The following is a 19,871-nucleotide window of genomic DNA, read 5'->3' on the forward strand; positions in this document are numbered from 1 at the left end:
CGGGGTGCTCTGATGACGACGCTTCTGATTGCCGAACACGACAATGCGTCGCTCAAGGATGCGACCAACAAGGCCCTGACCGCGGCGGCCGCGCTCGGCGCGGACGTCGAGGTTCTGGTGGCCGGTGAGAACGCCAAGGCCGCAGCGGACGCGGCCGCAAAGCTTGCCGGTGTGAAGAAGGTGCTGCTCGCCGACGGCGCGCTTTACGCGCACGATCTGGCCGAGCCACTGGCCGCGCTGATCGTCTCGCTGGCTCCCGGCTACGACGCCATCGTCGCGCCCGCGACCTCGCGCTTCAAGAATGTGATGCCGCGCGTCGCGGCCCTGCTCGACGTCATGCAGGTCTCAGAGATCACCAAGGTGGTCGCCCCCGACACCTATGAGCGTCCGATCTACGCCGGCAACGCCATCCAGACGGTGAAGTCGAAGGACGCCAAGAAGGTCATTACGGTGCGCACCTCCACCTTCGCCGCAGCGGGTGAAGGCGGCAGCGCGTCGGTCGAGAGCGTCGCGGCGGCGGCCGATCCGGGCCTGTCGTCCTTTGTCGGCGAGGAGGTCGCGAAGAGTGACCGTCCCGAGCTGACCTCGGCCAAGATCATCGTCTCCGGTGGCCGCGCCATGCAGAGCCGCGAGAACTTCGCAAAGTACATCGAGCCGCTCGCCGACAAGCTCGGGGCTGGCGTCGGAGCTTCGCGCGCGGCGGTGGATGCGGGCTATGCGCCGAACGACTGGCAGGTCGGCCAGACCGGCAAGGTCGTGGCCCCCGAGCTCTATGTCGCGGTCGGCATTTCCGGCGCGATCCAGCATCTGGCCGGCATGAAGGACTCCAAAGTGATCGTCGCGATCAACAAGGACGAGGACGCGCCGATCTTCCAGGTCGCTGATTACGGCCTGGTCGCCGACCTCTACCAGGCGGTTCCGGAGCTGACCGCCGAACTCGGCAAGTAAAACGCGCTAAAACACCGGCCGTAGCTATAAAACTCCGGCCGGTGTTGCTTTTTGAGGCGTTTTCTTTGGCGTGGGACACGCGGAAGGCCAGGCGTGATTCCGCGTCATCAAAGCCTCGCAAGCATTCTTTCCTATCTTTTCTTCTCCTACGCCAGAGTACGAACCGGCTAACGCTCTTGTTGCGATTACCTCGGTTCTGCTTTTTCTACTTGTCCCTACGCAAGGCCGCTGATGTTCAGCGACCTCAAGCACGGGGGCAGTCGTGGCAATCCATTCATTTCATTCGGAAGCCGAGCTGCGCGGGGCACGCATGCTTCGTACAGCGCTCGGAGCCGCGATCGCAGGCTTTCTTGAAGATCCCTCCGTCGTCGAGGTGATGCTTAACCCCGACGGCCGGCTGTGGGTCGACCGGCTGTCGAGTGGCCTTAGTAATACCGGCGAGAGTCTATCCGCGGCTGACGGCGAGAGAATTGTCCGGCTGGTCGCGCACTACGTGGGGGCGGAAGTTCATCCCGGCTCGCCGCGGATCTCGGCCGAGCTGCCGGAGACCGGGGAACGCTTCGAAGGCGTGCTGCCGCCGGTGGTTGCAGCGCCCGCCTTCGCGATCCGCAAACCCGCGGTCGCTGTCTTCGGCCTGGACGACTATGTCGCTGCCGGCATCATGGACTCGGCGCAGGCGAACGCGCTACGTGACGCGGTTGCCGCGCGAAAGAACATCCTGGTCGCCGGCGGCACCTCAACTGGCAAGACGACGCTGACGAATGCGCTTCTGGCGGAAGTGGCTAAAGGTTCGGATCGCGTCGTTCTCATTGAAGATACGCGGGAGCTTCAGTGCAGGGCACCGAACTTCGTGGCGCTACGGACCAAGGATGGTGTCATCTCGCTGTCCGAACTTGTGCGCTCGTCACTTCGTCTGCGCCCTGATCGTATCCCGATTGGCGAGGTGCGCGGGGCCGAGGCGCTCGACCTGCTCAAGGCCTGGGGGACGGGACATCCCGGCGGAATCGGCACGATCCACGCCGGCACCGCGCTTGGCGCGCTCCGCCGGCTCGAGCAGCTCACCCAGGAGGCCGTCGTCACGGTCCCGCGCGCACTGATCGCCGAGACCGTCAACGTCATCGCCGTGCTCTCTGGCCGTGGTGCCGAACGACGTTTGAGCGAACTCGCTTCTGTCACCGGGCTTGGACCATCAGGCGACTACAGCCTTTCGAAAATCGGAGATCAGTCATGAACGCACCATCCTCTCTCGGGCGAGGTTTCACGTCAGTCGCGGCATTCGCTTGTCTGTATCTGGCCAGCGTGCCGGCCTGGGCCGCCGGCTCGAACATGCCCTGGGAGCAGCCCCTCAACCAGATCCTGCAATCGGTCGAAGGACCCGTGGCCAAGATCATCGCGGTCATCATCATTATTGTGACCGGTCTCTCGCTCGCATTCGGTGACACGTCGGGCGGCTTCCGGCGGCTGATCCAGATCGTGTTTGGTCTGTCGATCGCATTTGCCGCCTCCAGCTTCTTCCTGTCGTTCTTCTCGTTCGGCGGCGGGGTGGTGATCTGATGGATGAGCCAGTCCCGGGCTTTGTCGCCCCTGTCCACCGTGCGCTGACCGAGCCGATCCTGATGGGCGGGGCACCGCGATCGGTTGCCATTCTCAACGGCACATTGGCTGCAGCACTCGGCCTCGGTCTGCGCTTGTGGCTGGCCGGCCTTCTGCTGGCGTTCATCGGCCACATGGCCGCGGTCTGGGCCGCAAAACGCGATCCGGAATTCGTCGAAGTCGGGCGCCGGCACGTTCGTGTTCCTGGTCACCTCAGCGCTTGAGAATAGTCCCATGATGAATCTTGCCGAATACCGCCGCTCGAATACGCGCCTTGCCGACTTCCTCCCCTGGGCCGCGCTCGTAGACGAGGGAATTGTATTGAACAAGGATGGCTCGTTTCAGCGGACGGCGCGGTTTAGAGGGCCGGATCTTGATAGTTCCGTGCCGGCTGAGCTTGTTGCGGTCGCAAGCCGGCTGAACAACGCGCTCCGGCGTCTCGGATCGGGCTGGGCCATCTTCGTCGAGGCGCAACGGCATTCGGCAGGGCGCTATCCGCCCGACACATTCCCGGATGTCGCATCCGCCTTGGTGGACGCCGAGCGCAAAGCGCAATTCGAGGAGGCCGGCAGCCATTATGAATCGAGCTACTACCTGAGCTTCCTTTATCTGCCGCCGGCAGAAAGTGCAGCTGTGGCCGAGCGTCTCCTGTACGAGGGCAGCCATCGCGGCCCCGGGGCGGATGCGCGCGAGGTGCTGAGTGGCTTCATCGACCGGACCAACCGCGTGCTGCAGCTCGTTGAGTGCTTTATGCCGGAATGCGGCTGGCTCGATGACGAGGCAACACTCACCTACCTGCACTCGACGGTCTCGACCAAGCGGCATCGCGTTCGGGTGCCGGAAATCCCGATGTATCTCGACGCGCTGCTTGCCGATCAGCCGCTGACAGGCGGGCTTGAGCCGATGCTGGGTGACGCGCATGTGCGTGTCCTGACCGTCGTGGGGTTCCCGACGGCGACGACGCCCGGGATCCTCGATGATCTGAACCGGCTGGCGTTCCCGTACCGCTGGTCGACCCGGGCGATCATGCTCGACAAGACCGATGCCCTAAAGCTCCTGACCAAGATCAGGCGGCAGTGGTTTGCCAAGCGCAAGTCGATTGCGGCGATCCTGAAGGAGGTGATGACGAACGAGGCGTCCACGCTTCTGGACACCGACGCCCACAACAAGGCGATGGATGCAGATCACGCGCTCCAGGAGCTCGGCTCGGATCAGATTGGAGAGGGCTTTGTGACGGCAACCGTCACGGTCTGGGACAGGGATCCGCAGGCGGCGGACGAAAAGCTCCGCCTGGTCGAAAAGGTGATCCAGGGCCGGGACTTCACCTGCATGGTCGAGACGGTGAATGCCGTCGAAGCCTGGCTCGGCAGCCTGCCGGGACAAACCTACGCCAATGTCCGCCAGCCTCCGGTCTCGACGTTGAACCTCGCCCACATGATCCCGCTCTCTGCGGTCTGGGCGGGAGAGGCGAGGGATCACCATCTCAAGGCGCCTCCGCTGTTCTTCGGCAAGACGGAAGGATCGACCCCTTTCCGGTTCTCGCTGCATGTCGGCGATGTCGGACACACTCTGATCGTTGGCCCGACCGGCGCCGGAAAATCGGTGCTGCTCGCGCTGATGGCGCTGCAGTTCCGGCGATATCCGGAAGCCCAGATCTTTGCCTTTGATTTCGGTGGGTCGATCCGTGCGGCGGCGATCGCCATGGGTGGCGACTGGCATGATCTCGGCGGCGCCGTTGGTGGAGACTCGGCAGAATTCGTGGCGCTCCAGCCGCTTGCGCGGATCGAGGAGACCGGTGAACGCGGTTGGGCAGCCGATTGGATCGCATCGATCCTTGCGCGCGAGCGCATCGAGGTCACGCCCGAGACCAAGGATCATGTCTGGTCGGCCTTGACCTCGCTCGCCTCGGCGCCAGTTGGGGAGCGGACGCTCACTGGCTTGTCCGTTCTTCTGCAATCCAATGCGTTGAAGCGCGCGCTGCAACCCTATTGCCTCGGCGGTCCATTTGAGCGGCTGCTGGATGCGGAAGGTGAGCGGCTGGGAGAGGGCTCCGTCCAGGTTTTTGAGACCGACGGGTTGATCGGGACCGGTGTCGCGCCGGCGGTTCTTTCCTATTTGTTCCACCGGATTGAGGATCGGTTCGACGGCCGTCCGACCCTGCTCATCATCGATGAGGGCTGGCTTGCGCTGGACGATGCCGATTTTGCCGGCAAACTCCGCGAATGGCTGAAGACGCTGCGCAAGAAGAACGTCTCCGTCGTGTTTGCGACCCAGTCGCTGGCCGATATCGACGGTTCCGCAATCGCGTCCGCCATCATCGAGAGCTGTCCAACCCGGATCCTTCTTCCCAATGACCGCGCCATCGAGCCGCAGATCTTAGGCATCTACCGGCGCTTTGGACTAAATGACCGGCAGATCGAGATTCTCGCCCGCGCGACGCCAAAGCGCGACTACTACTGCCAGTCGCGCCGGGGCAACCGGCTATTCGAGCTCGGCCTTGGTGAGATCGCGCTGGCTTTTGCGGCCGCGTCTTCCAAGACCGACCAGGCTCTCATCGAGCGGGTTCTTGAGGAGCACGGGCTAGACGATTTCGTCGCCGGCTGGCTCAAGGCGCGCGACCTCGGCTGGGCCTGCAATCTCATTCCGCAGCTTGCCAAGGGAGGAGGCTTGTCATGAACCGTCTCCGTCCGCTCCTCGTAGCGAGTGTCATCGCCATTGCCGTGGCGCAAAGGGCCCGGGAAGGGAAGGCACAGTGGATCGTGTTCGATCCTAACAACTACGTGCAGAATGTGCTGACGGCCGCGCGCGAGCTGCAGCAGATCAACAACCAGATCACCTCGCTGCAAAACGAAGCGCAGATGTTGATCAATCAGGCGAAGAACCTGGCGAGCCTGCCGTACTCGTCCTTGCAGCAGCTCGAGCAATCGATTCAGCGCACCCAGCAGCTGCTCAGTCAAGCGCAGCGCATTTCCTACGATGTCCAGCAGATCGATCGCGCGTTCTCAACAACTTATGCGCCGACATCCGCGAGCATGTCCAATGGGCTTCTCGTCGCCAATGCCCAGACACGCTGGCAGAATGCGGTTGCCGGCCTGCAGGACGCCATGCGGGTGCAGGCGACCGTCGTCGGCAATCTCGATACCAACCGCACCCAGATGTCGGCCCTGGTCACGGCGAGCCAGGGCGCGTCTGGTGCTCTGCAGGCACGTCAGGCCGGCAACCAGCTCCTTGCACTGCAAGCTCAGCAGCTTGCTGATCTCACCGCGACCGTGGCCGCGCAGGGGCGCGCACAAACGCTCGAAGCTGCGCAAAGAGCAAGTGCCCAGGATCAGGGGAGAGAGCAGTTGCGGCGCTTTCTGACCCAAGGTCAGGGCTATCAATCGACAACCGTGCAGATGTTCCACTGATGATGAAGAGCAGATTTGAACGGCTGCCGATGGCGGTGGCACTTGGCCTCACAGTCCTGGTCGTCGCCGCCTGCGCCATTCGCCTGCGCGGCGACGAAAGCGCGACCCAATCTTCCGCCTCGCACGCTGCGAAGCCCGATCCGACGGCGGCAAAGCTCGAGCAATGCCGCACCGTCATCTACGAGCAGCGAGAGGCTCTGCTCGAATGCCAGAGGATCTGGGCGGAACGGCGCAGCCAGTTCTTGGGGAAAAGCGGATCGGTAAACGGTTTGAGCGTGGTGGGCACGGCGCCATCTTCCTCGCCTGTGCCGCGTAAGGACGAAAGCCGCCTCCCCTCTCTCTCACCCTCCATTCCAAGCCAAAGCGAGTGAGCAATGGGCGGCACCTCCGTCATCGACCAGTTTCTGGAAACCTTCACCCGCTACATCGATTCCGGATTTGGCCTGGTCGGGGGCGAAGTCGGCTATCTCGCCACGACGTTAGCTGCAATCGACCTCACGCTTGCGGGCCTGTTCTGGTCCCTCGGAAGTGATGAGGAGATTCTTGCCCGGCTGGTCAAGAAAACCTTGTTTGTCGGTGTCTTTGCCTACCTGATCGGCAATTGGAACAGCCTCGCGCGCATCGTCTTCGAGAGCTTTGCTGGTCTTGGCCTCAAGGCCTCGGGCACGAGCCTTTCATCGGCAGATTTCTTGCGGCCAGGTCGAATCGCGCAAGTGGGGCTCGATGCCGGCCGTCCGATCCTTGACTCCGTCTCGGGGCTGATGGGCTATGTCAGCTTTTTCGAAAATTTCGTCCAGATCGCGGTCCTGCTGTTCGCCTGGATCGTGGTGCTGCTGGCCTTCTTTATTCTCGCCATCCAGCTCTTCGTCACGCTGATCGAGTTCAAGCTGACGACGCTTGCAGGTTTCGTCCTGATCCCCTTCGGTCTGTTCGGCAAGACCGCCTTTGCGGCCGAACGGGTGCTGGGCAACGTCATGTCCTCCGGCATCAAGGTTTTGGTCCTCGCCGTCATCGTCGGCATCGGATCGACCTTATTCTCGCAGTTCACGGCAGGTTTCGGCGGCAATCAGCCGACCATCGAGAACGCGATGGCGCTGGTGCTCGGCGCTCTCGCCTTGTTGGGCCTCGGCATTTTCGGACCTGGGATTGCCAATGGCATCGTCTCCGGAGGTCCGCAGCTCGGCGCAGGTAGCGCCGTCGGGACGGGACTTGCCGCCGGTGGAGTCGTTGCGGCTGGCGCTGGCCTTGCGGCCGGCGCTGCCGGCCTTGCCGGCGGAGCGATTGCAGGTGCCGCACGCGGTGGAAGCGCGATTGCAAGCGGCACCATGAGCGTGTTTCGCGCGGGGAGTCAGTCCGGCTCCGAGGCGAGCGCGTCCGGTGCTGCAAGTCCCTTGCGTTCGGTCGCAGCTGGTCTTGGTGGACCGGCGAGCGATGCCGGTAAGGGGGAAGGGGATTCCTCGAGAGCTTCCGACAGTGCGCCCGCCTGGGTTCGGCGCATGAAGAGGGCACAGACGATCAGTCATGGCGCATCAGCGGCAACCCACGCGATCCGTTCGGGTGATCACGGCGGTGGCGGCGGATCTGTCGACCTCTCGCAAGAGGATCACTGACGCCTCCTTTCTTTCTAATTCGGTTCCCCGCCATCTCTTGAGGTCAAACAATGTTCAAACGATCGGCCGTTCACTATGGCCGCACGCCGGAAGCCGTCACCCCCTATCAACGCGCATCTCAGGTCTGGGATGACCGCATTGGGTCTGCGCGCGTGCAGGCCAAGAACTGGCGCCTGATGGCCTTTGGCTCCCTCTTCTTATCCGCTGGTTTCGCCGGCGCCCTGGTCTGGCAATCCGCTCACGGGACGATCACGCCCTGGGTGGTTGAGGTTGATCAGTTGGGCGAAGCCAAGGCAGTTGCTCCGGCAAACGCCAGCTATCAACCGACCGACCCGCAAGTAGCCTTTCACCTGGCGCGCTTCATCGAGCATGTGCGCGGCCTGCCGATGGACGCCATCGTCCTTCGCGAAAACTGGCTCCGCGCCTACGACTTTACAACCGATCGCGGCGCGGCCGCACTGAATGACTACGCCCGCAACAACGATCCCTTCGCCAAGCTCGGCAAGACGCAAATTGCGATCGAGGTCTCGAGCGTCATTCGGGCGTCCCCTGAGAGCTTTCGCCTGGCCTGGGTGGAGCGGCGCTACGACAACGGTCAGCTGGCCGCAACCGAGCGGTGGAGCGCGATTGTCAGCATCATCGTTGAGATGCCTCGCGATCTCGATCGCCTGCGCAAGAATCCGCTTGGCATTTACGTCAACGCCATCAACTGGTCGAAGGAGCTGGGTTAGCAATGCCGTCAGGTCTCGTTATTGCGTCACAGAGGGGCCGCCCGAGCCTGGCTCTGGCTCTCGTTATTGGTGTGGCCACGCTTGGCGGGTGCACCACGTTCAAGCCGCCGCAAATCAGTTACGATAGCGATGTCCCGCCAGCTCCAGATCTGCCGGCGCTCGCCGACGATCGGCCGCGCCCGCTGCATGTCCCGCCGGCCTGGAAGGCGGCGCGCGGCGGCAGGAACGCGGAAGCCAAAGAACCCGTCGAACGGATTGAGATCGCGAATGACGCCGCACGTGTGCAGCCGCGAAAGGCTGGCTACTTCAATGCGGTACAGGTGTTTGCGTATAGTCCGGGCGCTCTTTATCAAATCTATGCCGCGCCGGGGCAGATCACGGACATTGCGCTGGAGCCCGGCGAGCAGCTGATCGGCTCGGGACCGGTCGCCGCCGGTGACACCGCCCGCTGGGTGGTCGGCGACACCGAGAGCGGCAGCGGCGACACGCGACGTGTGCACATCATGGTGAAGCCGACACGTCCGGCGATTGAGACCAATCTCGTCATCAACACCGATCGCCGCACTTACCTGATGGAACTGCGCTCCCGGGAAAAGCCCTACATGCCACAGGTCGCGTGGTTCTATCCGGAGGATCGGGCCGCGCGTGGTCGAGCTCTGCCGCCCACACCCGTCATCCCGGACCAGGCGCAGCGCCGTTACCGCTACGCCATCGAGGGAGACAGCCCGCCGTGGCGTCCTGTCAATGCCTATGACGATGGCCGCAAGGTCTACATCGAGTTTTCGCCCGGCGTCGGCCAGGGCGAGATGCCGCCGCTGTTCGTGATCGGGCTCGATGGCAAGACCGAGCTCGTCAACTATCGCGCTTACGGCAATGTGCTGATCGTCGACCGGCTGTTCGCGGCCGCGGAACTGAGGCTGGGCGAGGAGCACCAGCAGAAGGTCAGAATCGTCCGAACCGACGGGAGATCGCTGTGACAGAGACTGGCCGGCCGAATGACACACCCAAGGACGCTCCCCGGGTTAAGCCGCCGGAAGATATCGCCGAAACCCTTCGGCTCCGGCCGGAACGGACGCAAGTTACGCGCCTATCGCGCAAGGTGCTTGCGGGTGGCAGCGCCCTTTTTCTGGTGCTCATCTCTGGTGCGGTGTTCTGGGCTCTGCAGGAGAAGCGATCACGTGCCCCGGCCGCCGAGGAGCTTTACGCGACCGATCACCACAATGTCGCCGATCAGCTTGCAAACTTGCCGAAGGATTACACTGAGATCCCGAAGGAGGTGCCGCGTCTTGGACCACCTTTACCCGGCGATCTTGGTCGGCCGATCGTTGCAGCACAGGGCTCTTCGACGCCGAGCCCGCTCGGTGTTGACGCTGAACAGCAGCGGGTCAATCAGGAGAGCGAGGCGGCACGCACCAGCAAGGTGTTTGCCAGCACGAACGTCCGCGCACAGGCCCCTGTCACATCGCCAAGTGACGCCCCATCAAATGCAGCGCCATCATCTGACGAAGCATTTGCCCAGAATGGCCAGGATCGAAAACTTGCGTTCGTCAGTGCTTCCGTTGACCGTCGAACCACCAGCCCCGATCGCTTGGCAAGACCGGTCTCTCCCTTTGTGGTCCAGGCCGGAACGGTCATTCCGGCCGCTCTTATCACGGGGATTCGGTCCGATCTGCCTGGGCAGATCACGGCCCAAGTCACAGAAGCGGTATACGATTCCCCTACCGGGCGAGCTCGCCTTATTCCGCAAGGAGCCCGGCTGATCGGGACGTATGATAGCCAAGTCGCATTTGGCCAATCGCGCGTGCTCCTGGTGTGGACGCGCCTCATCATGCCAAATGGACGGTCGATCGTCCTGGAGCGGCAGCCGGGCGCGGACGTCGCGGGCTACTCTGGGCTTGAGGATGAGGTCGACAACCATTGGAAAGAGCTGTTGGGGGCCGCTGCGCTGTCGACGCTGCTCGCCGTCGGCACCGAGGTGAATTCCGGATCGGATACGGGTAGTACCAACAGCGACCTCATCGCTGCGCTCCGCCGCGGGGCGGGGGACTCGATGAACCAGACGGGCCAGCAGGTGGTCCGCCGCAATCTCAACATCCAGCCGACCTTGACGATTCGTCCGGGATTTCCCCTGCGGGTGATCGTCAACCGTGACCTGGTGCTCGAACCGTACAGAGGATGAGGACGATGTCAAAACTCAAACTCGGAGCCATCGAAGACGATAAACCCATCAAGGTGACACACGAACTACCTGCGAGCGTGCACCGCGATCTAGTGTCCTACGCTGAAATCCTCGCCCAGGAGACCGGCCAGCCAATCCAGGATCCATCCAAACTCATTGCACCCATGCTGGCGCGGTTCATGGCTGCGGACAGGAGCTTTCGGAAAGCTCGCCGAGCTCGTCAGCCTCCAATCGGAGGCGAACGGTAGCGCGCTGTGAGCAGCTTCAGGAATTCCCGCAGGGCCGGGTTTTCATTGTCGGGGCGCCAAGAGGCCGAAAAGTCGAAGCGGCTGGGCCCATCGCCATCGCGTAGCTCTCGGTACACAAGGCCCGCAGAATTTGCCCCCATATCGGACTCGAGCACCAGGCTTAAGCCCGTGCTCATGCTGATTAGACTCTTGATGATGCCACGACTGACGTCGTGGCGCTCGATCTTGGGGCGATCCTCGGGCGAGAGGAGCTTGGAAATCAGAAGATCTTCGAGCTCCTTTCCCGGGTCATAGTGGCTGAGTAGCACTGTTTCGCCGCGCAGCTCAGCCCAGCACACAGTCTCTCGCATGGCGAGCGGATGATCATGGGGCAAGGCCACCAGAACACGCTCGCTCCAAAGCGGCATTTCTTCGGTGTTCAACAATGGGAGCCTCCCTGTCACGATCAGCACATCGAGCGCGCCGTTTCGAAGCGCCGCGGCCAAACGCGTCCGTGATCGTTCGACCGTCACAAGTTCGATCTGCGGGAATCGCTCTTTGAACGCGAGTAGCGAGGTTTGCAGATTGCCTGCCGAAAGTGAGGTGCAGAAGCCGACGGTCAGACGGCCGGTTTCGCTGTTATGGACAGATATCGCGGTGGCGAGGAGCGCGTCGAATTCTTCCAGAATGCTCCTGGCCAGGCGAAGCACGTCGCGGCCGGCCTGCGTCGGTCGCACGCCTCCGCTATAGCGCTCGAAGATTGCGATGCCCAAGTGGTGCTCGATTTCATCGATTCTTCGGCTGAGACTCGATTGTTGCGACCTCAACAACTCCGCGGCTCCGCGGAAGCTGCCGCAATCGGCCGCAGCAACAGCCGATCTCAGGTGTTTCAGCTCGATCGCCTTGCTGGCATGAAGGGAGGGTCTTGATCGACGTGGTTTGTGCATCGTAAGTCTTAAGCAGATAGGTTTTCCGCTCCAATGTGCAGCGATGCCCCGATTGTACTTGCTTCCAGATCCTAGGCGGCCGCTCGGATGACTGGCGCCCAGAGCACCGGACCTGAGATGTGTCCCGCTTTGCGGATGCGATGCAACGCATCGGGCGAGACCTCGAGGTATCCAGCAATGGCCGTGGTGTTTCCGAGAGGACGAGCTTTTCCGATCGGGCGGAGGGGCCAGCCTGCGCGCCGAAGAATGCGCTCCATTCGGGCGTCGGTGACAGTGACGATTTCGGTCAACTCGATGGAAAGGCCGAACTCAATCATGCCCGCAAACAACTCGTAAGTGGCAGCAGCAAGTCCGCCCTTAGCCTTCGGTGCATCCGACGGAACATCGAGCGCAAATCGGCTGCTCTCCCAGATCCGATCGCCTCGTGGCGCGGGCTGCCCGTCCAGAAGGATTGGGAAGGTGTCTCTCAACATGGTTGGGCCGGTTGAAGGCAGAAGCCGGACGCAACCCTGAAGACATGCATTGCTTGAGCGGTTCAGTAGATGCACCGGCCGAAGGACATCAAACTCGTCGACCTCCATGTCGCCGCTGACCCCGACGTCCCATTCCAGGCGCTGTTTGAAAACACGATACCTCAGCCGATGCATCTCGGCGAGATCATCGAGGAACTCGCCGTAATAATCTGGGGTGATGAGCTGCATCATTCTTGCCTCCCTGCTTTGCTCGTCAAACGAAGCAGAGAAGTCGAGGCTGGCGCATCCTGTGCAGTCACACAGGTGTCTATGGCGAGGCGGCGCTCTATCTTCGAAACTTTGCCTCGGTCAATAGGACGACGGCTTGACGAAGCGAGCCAACGCCGAGCTTCGCTCGGGCGTTATCCAGGTGAAAGCACGCGGTACGCTCGGACATGCCGAGAATAATCCCGATGTCGCCAGCAGATTTGCCGCGCGAAGACCATTCAAGGCATTCGAGCTCTCGGGGAGACAGCACCACACCGCCAACCATGCGATCGGCGGTCCAGAAACGCCTTGCATGTGCATGGAAGAACGTAGCGATTAGTCGCAGGTTCTGGGCATGTTTGAGTACCGAGCGCTCAAAATTGGTGCGACGGTCGTCGGTCGCAAAGCTCAGCGCGGCGAGCGGACCGTTGTCATGGTGGATTGGAAGTGTGAATCCATAACGGATGCCGAATTTAGCAGCCTCTTCAAATAACTCGCGCTCCCGTTCCGATCGGATGGGCGGGCCAAATTCCAGCCCCCATTTAAATGGCTGACTATCTCGGATTGCCCGACGCACCACGGGATCAACGGATTCATACTTGTGTCGAAGGTAGTGTGCTGTCCACGATTGTGGATACGTCGAGATTAGGTTTGGAGGGCCGCCCGGCTTATCGGAGAGCACAAGATAGGCGAAGTAAGATAGATTCAGCGCCTCAGCGATATCTGCCATGCCCTGCTGGGCAGAGTCACGATCTGTGCTTTCGGCGAGCCGGTCGGCGAGTTTTTGAAAGGCTCGATGCAGCGCGGATGACCACACGGTGTCCTCGGTGATTGATAAGGCGAACGAACGCGTTCTGAGCGGGCTGCCCGGAAAACTTGCATCCAAGTATGCTGGGCCCAGGTTAGCTGCAACCTCGACAAGCCGGGGCTGGCCGGATTGATTCTGCGGTCTTTGCTAAGTTGTGAGGCTTTAGGCTTCCTCTAGATCTCAAACTTTTATCCGTTTGGAATCCTGCATGATTACCCGAAAGATTGGTGAATTTCCCTGAGATTTGGCCATCTACGTGGCAGGCCGAACTGCTTTTCCGATTAAAAGCAGCCTCAAGGAGATCGCAAATGAAGATCGGTGTTCCCAAGGAAATCAAGTCCCACGAATACCGCGTGGGTCTTACGCCGGGAGCCGTCCGCGAATACGTAGCCGCCGGCCACGGCGTGCTGGTCGAGACCAACGCCGGCGTTGGCATCGGCGCTACTGATGAAAATTATCGCAAGGCTGGCGCAACGATTGCAGGCTCTGCTCGCGAGGTGTTCACATGGAGCGAGATGATCATAAAGGTCAAGGAGCCCCAGCCTTCGGAATGGACGCAGCTCCGAGAGAACCAGATCCTCTTCACGTATCTTCATCTGGCGCCAGACCTGGAGCAGGCGAAGGGTCTTATGAAGTCTGGGTGCACCGCAATTGCCTACGAAACCGTTACTGATGCGCGTGGTGGGCTTCCGCTGCTTGCGCCGATGAGCGAGGTCGCGGGCAGGCTCGCGATTGAAGCAGCCGGTGCGGCGTTGAAACGTTATGCGGGCGGTCGGGGACTGTTGATCGGTGGGGTGCCCGGTGTCCAACCGGCTCGTATCGTGGTAGTCGGAGGCGGCGTTGTCGGCACGCACGCTGCACGGATGGCGGCGGGCTTGGGCGCCGACGTCACGATGCTCGACCGTTCGATACCCCGGCTTCGCGAGCTGGATGAACTGTTCGAGGGGCGGGTTCGTACCAGATTCTCGACAATTGACTCTGTTGAAGAGGAGGTATTCGCGGCGGACGTCGTCATTGGCGCGGTTCTCGTTCCTGGCGCGAGCGCGCCGAAACTTGTCAGTCGCGGCATGTTGAGCTCGATGCGCAAAGGCTCCGTGATCGTGGATGTAGCTATTGATCAGGGCGGATGCTTCGAGACTTCGCGTCCGACGACGCACGCGGCTCCAACTTACGAGGTAGATGGCGTCATTCATTACTGCGTCGCCAATATGCCTGGGGCTGTCCCGCTGACCTCAAGCCAAGCGCTGAATAACGCCACGCTTCCATTTGGCTTGGCCCTCGCTAACAAGGGATTTGCGGCTGTGCTCGAAAATCCGCATCTGCGCGCAGGTCTGAATGTCTATCGGGGACGGCTCACTTGTAAGGCCGTGGCCGAGAGCCTCGGCCTGCCATTCTCCCCGATCGAACAGGCTGCGGCCTGATCCCAGAGGGTCCCTAGGGCCTGACTTGAACGCTGCCCGGCGATACGAAAACGTAGCCGTCGGGCCGGTGAAGAAGGCGCGTTGGTCGCTTGCGGGTATGTTCACTTTAGCCATTTGGCAGCTATTCCGCCTTTCTTCTCCTATCTTAAAGGTGTGTAGCTTTTCTTGTGGTGGCAGGCCTGGTTAGGCAGCGCGGATGTGAAAAGGTTCAAGCCGATGAACGCACTCAGTACCAGCTTTCTATCGGATCCCGAGAGCGACGCGCTGATCGAGCTGCGGCATGCCATGCATAGCGAGCCTGAGTTGTCCAATGCAGAATGGAAGACCCAGCAGCGTATCCGAGACGTATTGCAACGCTTCGGACTCAATAGCGCCAAGGATTTCCACAGAACCGGGCTGTATTGCGACATCGAAGGCACCGGTTCGGGTCCCAAGCGGTCGATCGCGGTGCGGGGCGACATCGATGCGCTGCCAATCCAGGAGACGCGCGAAGACCTGCCGTATCGCTCGCGGGTCAACGGCGTCATGCATGCCTGCGGTCACGACATGCATGGTTCGATCGCGCTGGGCACTGCGCTTGCCTTCCACCGCATGCGTAACAATTTCGCGGGCAAGGTGCGCGTCTTCTTCCAGCCGGCCGAGGAAGCGGAGCCGCTCGGCGGACGCACAGTGATCGAGGAAAACTTGTTGGATGGCTTCCATCGCGCCGTCGGCTTCCACGTCAGTCCCGGAACACTTGCTGGCAAGTTTGGCGCTGCCGAAGGCGCGGTGACCCAATCCGCCGACCAGTTCAAGCTTACGATCGAGGGCAAGATGGCGCACGGCGCATCGCCGCACCAGGGCGTCGACGCCATCGCCATCGCCGGCGCCTTCATCAACGAGGTGCAGAAGGTGGTATCGCGCGAAATGCCACCCGATGACGCCGCAATTGTCACCATCGGCACTATCCAGGGCGGCATGGCCACCAACATCATCTGCCCATCGGTCGTGATGGAGGGGACGATCAGGACCCACAGCTCGGAACGCCGCGCGCTGCTGTGCCAGCGAGTGCGCGAAGTGGCGGAAGGCGTCACTGCAATGCACCGCGGTCGGGCCGAGTGTATCATTCACAAGGGCGAGCCCGCCATCACTAACGATGTTGAAATGGTAAAGCGGTTTCGGCGGGTTGTCCAGGAAATGACGGGCGACGACTCCTTCATTGAGATGAAGCGGGGAACGGGCAGCGACGATTTCGGCTTCTACTCGGCATGCGTGCCGTCGATCTACTTCATGTTTGGCAGTCGCGCACCGGGTAACGAGTCGCAACTGCATACGCCCACATTCGGAGCGTCCGATGAGGTCATCATCCCGACGACGAAGCTCACCGTCAGATACATCCTCGATCTGCTGAATTCATAATCGGGGGCTGGTCGTGGCGTGTTTTGGGGTATACTGGAACTCAAGGCGGCGCAGAATGCGTTTGGCTTAGGTGGTCGGGAAAGCTTGATAGAGGGCGCCGGCCAAGTGGGTCGACAGGTTGTCCTGCACGACGCGGATGCACTCGGCGTCGGGATAATGAACATCGACGAGTTCGCGCCTGCATCGGGCGAATCTTCGGCGGTGCGCCGCTCCGTGAGCTTGACCTTGCGCCACGGCTGATTGACGTCGACGAAGAGATTGACGGTAACGGTGCGGCGGTACTCGTAGTCGAAGCGTTCGAGTTGCCCCGGCTCGGGTGGGATGGGCTTGCGCACCTCGCCGATGAGCTGGACCCGGCTTTCATCGAAGCAAACCACCGGGCGCTTCGCATCAGGTATTTCGGGTCGAGACCGTCTTCGATGCAGGGGACATATTCGTCGTGTGACGCGGAATGCACCACATGTCCTTGCGCCAGGGCTTAAGGCCGCTTTCGGCTTGCCGTCGGCGAACGCTCTCGCCTGATAGGCTGGCGTGATTGGTAAGCGTGACCATGGCATCGGCCCGTAAGTCCAGGGTCCACCGCGCGCGGCCCTGCGGAGGGGGCGCGCAGGCCGTTGCCACCAGCAGGCCTTCCTCCTTGCCGGTGAGCTTGCGCTCAGCTCCAGGACGTGGCTCCTCGCTTAGCGCCCGTTCCAGATCGCCTTCCACGAAACGCCGCGTGGTCCGGTATACGGTGGAGCAGCTCACTGCCACCGGCCCAAGCAATCTCCTCGTCGCTGCGCCCGGCATTGGCCGTCAGCAGAATCTGCACCCGCTGAGCTTGCGAACGGCGCGCTTGGCTTTGCTCAACATCGCGGTGAGTTCATTCGCGTTCGGCTTGGCTCAACTCGGCCCGATACCGTACATTCATTGCAGCCTCCTTTGTCGGAAGCCCGGGCGGATCGGCAGATGAGTCAAAAATCAGGCGACGGCCGTCATACGGGCCGGCAAAGCTTCACCGACTAGCAAGGCCAGTATCTGGCTTGCATTTACGTCTATTCGCACATGGTCCGCCGGCCTCCAGCCGAAACCGACATGCAGCACCACTTCCGCGTCAGCCCGCCTTCGGTCAACCAGATGGTCGTCACCCTCGAACGAAATGGAATGATCCGACGTCAACCCGGAGTCGCTCGAAGTCACTGCGGCCCAACCATGGGTGCTCGCCCGCCTGATCCAGAACCACCGAACCGCACGGCTTCGGACCTTGGGAGAAAACTTGTTCGTCGTCTTGCTTGTCATGGCTTCATCCTCTCAGTAGTTGGACTCCGGCAAACCCGGGGCGGTTCAGTTTTTGCCGTTTCCGGGCGTCGAGCTGCTCTAGCTTTTGTCATTGAGCATGCAAGATTTAAAAGTCGATTGATCCCTGCCCCGTTCCAGGGCTTCCACTTGCTAACGAGCTCAGCAAGGACCCAGTCGAAGGTCGGGAACGCTTTGCTGCTTCGTTGAGACACTCGGACGGCCTACAGAAGGCTCAGAGCTTTTCCGCGGATTCGGGGACCATATTCTTCGTTCTGCGACGGTTGACGGTAATAGCTGACTCCCGCTCCTCTTCTGTCGCGCCAAACGTTCTATTCCCACGGCAGCATGCGACTACTCTGGACACTTTGCGTACTGTTCGTAGCTTTCTGTCTTTCCTATCTGAGAACGCGGGCAGCGTAGAGCACTCTAACTCTGTGATGGTCCCGTGGTTTCCCGGTTGGAGGCAGTCTCCTGCGCGAATGTGCTGCAGCGCGCCGGGACCACTCTCACGCGCTAGAGCCTGTTTTCAGCTGAGCAGGATGATAGTCGAGGCCAGGTGGACGCCACCGAGAAGATTTCTGGCGAGCTTGTCGTTAACGTGCTGCGACGTTTGTTGAAGAAGCGGTCGATGAGGTTGCGCTTGCAATAGAGGGCGAAATCACGCGGGGATGGAATGCGCCGTCGGGGTGGGACGGAATGACTGGGGTGATTTGCCTCTCGGCGAGTGCTTTGATGAAGACGTCAGCGTCTTAGGCCATGTCCGGATCGAAATTCTCAAGCCGAGGCTCTGCACAGGTGAGATCGCCGGCTTGTCCTGGCGAAAGCATCAACTCCACGGGATTGCCCAGCGCATCGACGAGGGCGTAAATTTTAGTGCTCAGTCCACGGCGCGACCGGCCGATCGCTTGGTCGCCGTTTTTTTTGCGCGCCGGCACTGTGTTGATGAGCACGCACGATCGTGGCGTCAATCATTATCCTATTCGTTGTCGTGATCACTCGCCAACAGCTTGATGCTCGAAAACGCCACTCTTCGCCCGTCGGCTGAAACGCGGATAGGCGACCTTCCAGTTCCCGAAAGGCTCTGGCAGATCGCGCCAAGGGATTCCAGCCAGGTATCGGTACAGAACTGCATCGACGAAGAATCGATTGTCGGCTGCGGTACCGCCAACATGGCCTCGCGTCCCGGCAGAAAATCTTTGATCCGATCCCGCTGCTCGCGAATGCGTAGCGTCGCATCGGCCGGCTCTCCAAAAGCCGACCACCCATGAATCACCCAATCGTGACTTGGGAATCCCCAAACTGAAGACAGGCCCTACCTTGAAGACGGTCCGGTCACAGTATTGGGGAGCTTGGTGATCTCCTCCTCAGACCGCCCGTCGCCGTGCGTGTGTTCGCGATCGGCTACTACGATAGCGAAATTGGTCCTCGCACCTACGCAAGTTCGGAGGTGGCCGATGATACCGGATGTGCACCACGATATCCTAGACGCTGCGAGACAGTCGCCGCCGCATTCACGACAAGAGGCGCCAGCTGCCGTTCGCTTTGCTGACTAAAATGAAATACCGGCATCGTGATCGCAATTGCGGCCGCAACTCGTCCCCTCCGGTCGAGAACGACTGCCGCGATCGAGGCAATCTCGGGAATGAACTCTCCAACGTTGAGCGCGTATCCTCTCTCGCGAATGCTGCACAGCTCGCGTTCAAGCGCGCTCGCATCAGTGATCGTACGGTCCGTATAGGATTCAAGGCCGAGCGCCAAAACCTCTTCCAGAGTGGTGCTGGGCATTTGCGACAGTATGGCTTTTCCAGTAGCCGTACAGTGGGCCGGGTTGCGACGCCCGGGTGCTGCGACGTGCTTTATCGACCCGGGGCCAAGTACATGCTCGATGTTGATTGCCTCTGTCTTGTTCCAAAGACTGAGCGAGGCCGTTTCCCTTGTGCTCTCGGCAAGTTCTTCGAGATAGGGTCGCGCTACCCTGACCACATCGAGTTCAGAAAGAAGCCTGCTCGCGAGCGCGATAAGCTCAACTCCGAGCACAAACCGGCCAGTCTCTTCGTCGCGCTCGACAAATCGATTGTGTTCAAGAGTCGCCAGTGTCCTGGAAACGGCACTGACATGCTTTCCTAGCCGGCGCGCAATCTCGTTCACGCCGATCGGCTTTTCACTCGCACCGACAACCCTTAGCAAATTCAACGCGCGCTGGACGGTCGTAACCTCTCCGACGGTTCGGTCGCTTGGGGGACGTTTGGCAGAATTCATCGAAATACCCTTGCTTCGCTTGACAGGCGTTCATACACCTGTCACTTTATGCAACACAATTGCATTATTTGCAATGGCCTTGGGAGGAGAGTATGTCCGGCGAGCCGCTGCGATTGGAGCGACTTTGTAAGCAGTACGGCGGCGTGCAAGCGGTTGATAATGTCTCGGTTGAGGTCGGGGCTGGCGAGTTCGTCTCGTTTCTTGGGCCGAGCGGCTCCGGCAAAACGACGACATTGATGATGGTTGCAGGTTTCGAGACCCCAACCGCTGGCGAGATCTCTATCGGTGCTCGTTCCGTAACTGGGCTGCCAGTGCACAGGCGCAATATCGGGGTCGTGTTCCAAAA

The 19,871-nt window shown here is 61.1% G+C and carries 19 protein-coding genes and 2 pseudogenes; 15 read left to right on the forward strand and 6 right to left on the reverse strand.

Annotated elements, in window-relative coordinates:
• Positions 1-12: 12 nt before the first annotated feature.
• The 12 genes from AC0L3S_RS36585 (at position 13) to AC0L3S_RS36640 (ending at position 10,716) form a co-directional block, all read left to right on the forward strand.
• A complete protein-coding gene (locus AC0L3S_RS36585; RefSeq protein WP_259219313.1) occupies positions 13-948 on the forward strand; it encodes an electron transfer flavoprotein subunit alpha/FixB family protein in 936 nt (311 codons plus the stop codon).
• A gap of 310 nt (positions 949-1,258) precedes the next feature.
• On the forward strand, positions 1,259-2,179 hold the full coding sequence (gene trbB, locus AC0L3S_RS36590; RefSeq protein ID WP_259219314.1) for a P-type conjugative transfer ATPase TrbB: 921 nt from the start codon (positions 1,259-1,261) through the stop codon (positions 2,177-2,179).
• On the forward strand, positions 2,176-2,502 hold the full coding sequence (locus AC0L3S_RS36595; protein WP_259219315.1) for a TrbC/VirB2 family type IV secretion system protein: 327 nt from the start codon (positions 2,176-2,178) through the stop codon (positions 2,500-2,502). Before trbB ends, AC0L3S_RS36595 begins: the two co-directional genes overlap by 4 nt.
• A complete protein-coding gene (locus AC0L3S_RS36600; protein WP_259219316.1) occupies positions 2,502-2,765 on the forward strand; it encodes a VirB3 family type IV secretion system protein in 264 nt (87 codons plus the stop codon). The genes AC0L3S_RS36595 and AC0L3S_RS36600 overlap by 1 nt, the downstream gene beginning before the upstream one ends.
• Positions 2,766-2,775: 10 nt before the next feature.
• Entirely contained in the window at positions 2,776-5,217 is a 2,442-nt protein-coding gene (trbE, locus tag AC0L3S_RS36605; protein ID WP_259219373.1) for a conjugal transfer protein TrbE, read from the forward strand.
• Positions 5,214-5,948, forward strand: coding sequence for a P-type conjugative transfer protein TrbJ (trbJ, locus tag AC0L3S_RS36610; protein ID WP_259219317.1), 735 nt, complete (start codon positions 5,214-5,216; stop codon positions 5,946-5,948). The genes trbE and trbJ overlap by 4 nt, the downstream gene beginning before the upstream one ends.
• On the forward strand, positions 5,948-6,319 hold the full coding sequence (gene trbK-alt, locus AC0L3S_RS36615; RefSeq protein WP_259219318.1) for a putative entry exclusion protein TrbK-alt: 372 nt from the start codon (positions 5,948-5,950) through the stop codon (positions 6,317-6,319). The genes trbJ and trbK-alt overlap by 1 nt, the downstream gene beginning before the upstream one ends.
• Before the next feature lie 3 nt (positions 6,320-6,322).
• Complete coding sequence (gene trbL / locus AC0L3S_RS36620; protein ID WP_259219319.1) at positions 6,323-7,558, forward strand: P-type conjugative transfer protein TrbL; 1,236 nt, start codon at positions 6,323-6,325, stop codon at positions 7,556-7,558.
• 50 nt (positions 7,559-7,608) lie between these two features.
• Complete coding sequence (gene trbF, locus AC0L3S_RS36625) at positions 7,609-8,289, forward strand: conjugal transfer protein TrbF (RefSeq protein ID WP_259219320.1); 681 nt, start codon at positions 7,609-7,611, stop codon at positions 8,287-8,289.
• A 2-nt stretch (positions 8,290-8,291) separates the two neighbouring features.
• A complete protein-coding gene (gene trbG / locus AC0L3S_RS36630; RefSeq protein WP_259219321.1) occupies positions 8,292-9,266 on the forward strand; it encodes a P-type conjugative transfer protein TrbG in 975 nt (324 codons plus the stop codon).
• Complete coding sequence (locus tag AC0L3S_RS36635; protein ID WP_259219322.1) at positions 9,263-10,468, forward strand: TraB/TrbI/VirB10 family type IV secretion system protein; 1,206 nt, start codon at positions 9,263-9,265, stop codon at positions 10,466-10,468. Before trbG ends, AC0L3S_RS36635 begins: the two co-directional genes overlap by 4 nt.
• A gap of 5 nt (positions 10,469-10,473) precedes the next feature.
• Positions 10,474-10,716, forward strand: coding sequence for a DUF2274 domain-containing protein (locus AC0L3S_RS36640; RefSeq protein ID WP_259219323.1), 243 nt, complete (start codon positions 10,474-10,476; stop codon positions 10,714-10,716).
• Here the strand turns inward: AC0L3S_RS36640 and AC0L3S_RS36645 are convergent.
• The 3 genes from AC0L3S_RS36645 to AC0L3S_RS36655 all read right to left on the reverse strand — a co-directional run bounded on the left by AC0L3S_RS36645 (position 10,689) and on the right by AC0L3S_RS36655 (position 13,163).
• A complete protein-coding gene (locus AC0L3S_RS36645; protein ID WP_259219324.1) occupies positions 10,689-11,642 on the reverse strand; it encodes a LysR family transcriptional regulator in 954 nt (317 codons plus the stop codon). The two genes, AC0L3S_RS36640 and AC0L3S_RS36645, sit on opposite strands and share 28 nt — an antisense overlap.
• A gap of 71 nt (positions 11,643-11,713) precedes the next feature.
• Positions 11,714-12,346, reverse strand: a complete 633-nt coding sequence (locus AC0L3S_RS36650) for an acyl-homoserine-lactone synthase (protein WP_259219325.1) — start codon at positions 12,344-12,346, stop codon at positions 11,714-11,716.
• Between the two features lie 94 nt (positions 12,347-12,440).
• Positions 12,441-13,163 carry a helix-turn-helix transcriptional regulator gene (locus AC0L3S_RS36655; protein ID WP_445432989.1) on the reverse strand — a complete coding sequence of 241 codons (723 nt, stop codon included), beginning with the start codon at positions 13,161-13,163 and terminating at the stop codon, positions 12,441-12,443.
• A 314-nt stretch (positions 13,164-13,477) separates the two neighbouring features.
• Between AC0L3S_RS36655 and ald the strand changes: the two genes are divergently transcribed.
• Positions 13,478-14,590, forward strand: a complete 1,113-nt coding sequence (gene ald / locus AC0L3S_RS36660) for an alanine dehydrogenase (RefSeq protein ID WP_259219327.1) — start codon at positions 13,478-13,480, stop codon at positions 14,588-14,590.
• A 216-nt stretch (positions 14,591-14,806) separates the two neighbouring features.
• Positions 14,807-15,988, forward strand: coding sequence for a M20 metallopeptidase family protein (locus AC0L3S_RS36665; RefSeq protein ID WP_259219329.1), 1,182 nt, complete (start codon positions 14,807-14,809; stop codon positions 15,986-15,988).
• A 69-nt stretch (positions 15,989-16,057) separates the two neighbouring features.
• Here AC0L3S_RS36665 and AC0L3S_RS36670 read toward each other — a convergent pair.
• The 3 genes and pseudogenes from AC0L3S_RS36670 to AC0L3S_RS36680 form a co-directional block, all read right to left on the reverse strand.
• Positions 16,058-16,898 (reverse strand): annotated as a pseudogene (locus tag AC0L3S_RS36670) (IS630 family transposase); the annotation flags it as partial.
• Positions 16,899-17,792: 894 nt separating this feature from the next.
• Positions 17,793-18,502 (reverse strand): annotated as a pseudogene (locus tag AC0L3S_RS36675) (IS5 family transposase).
• A gap of 195 nt (positions 18,503-18,697) precedes the next feature.
• Entirely contained in the window at positions 18,698-19,525 is an 828-nt protein-coding gene (locus tag AC0L3S_RS36680; protein WP_259219330.1) for an IclR family transcriptional regulator, read from the reverse strand.
• A gap of 92 nt (positions 19,526-19,617) precedes the next feature.
• On the opposite strand from AC0L3S_RS36680, the gene AC0L3S_RS36685 reads away from it, so the two are divergent.
• A partial coding sequence (locus tag AC0L3S_RS36685) for an ATP-binding cassette domain-containing protein (protein WP_473284706.1) occupies positions 19,618-19,871 on the forward strand: 254 nt, incomplete at its 3' end.

Source organism: Bradyrhizobium sp. Ken01 (assembly GCF_055807355.1).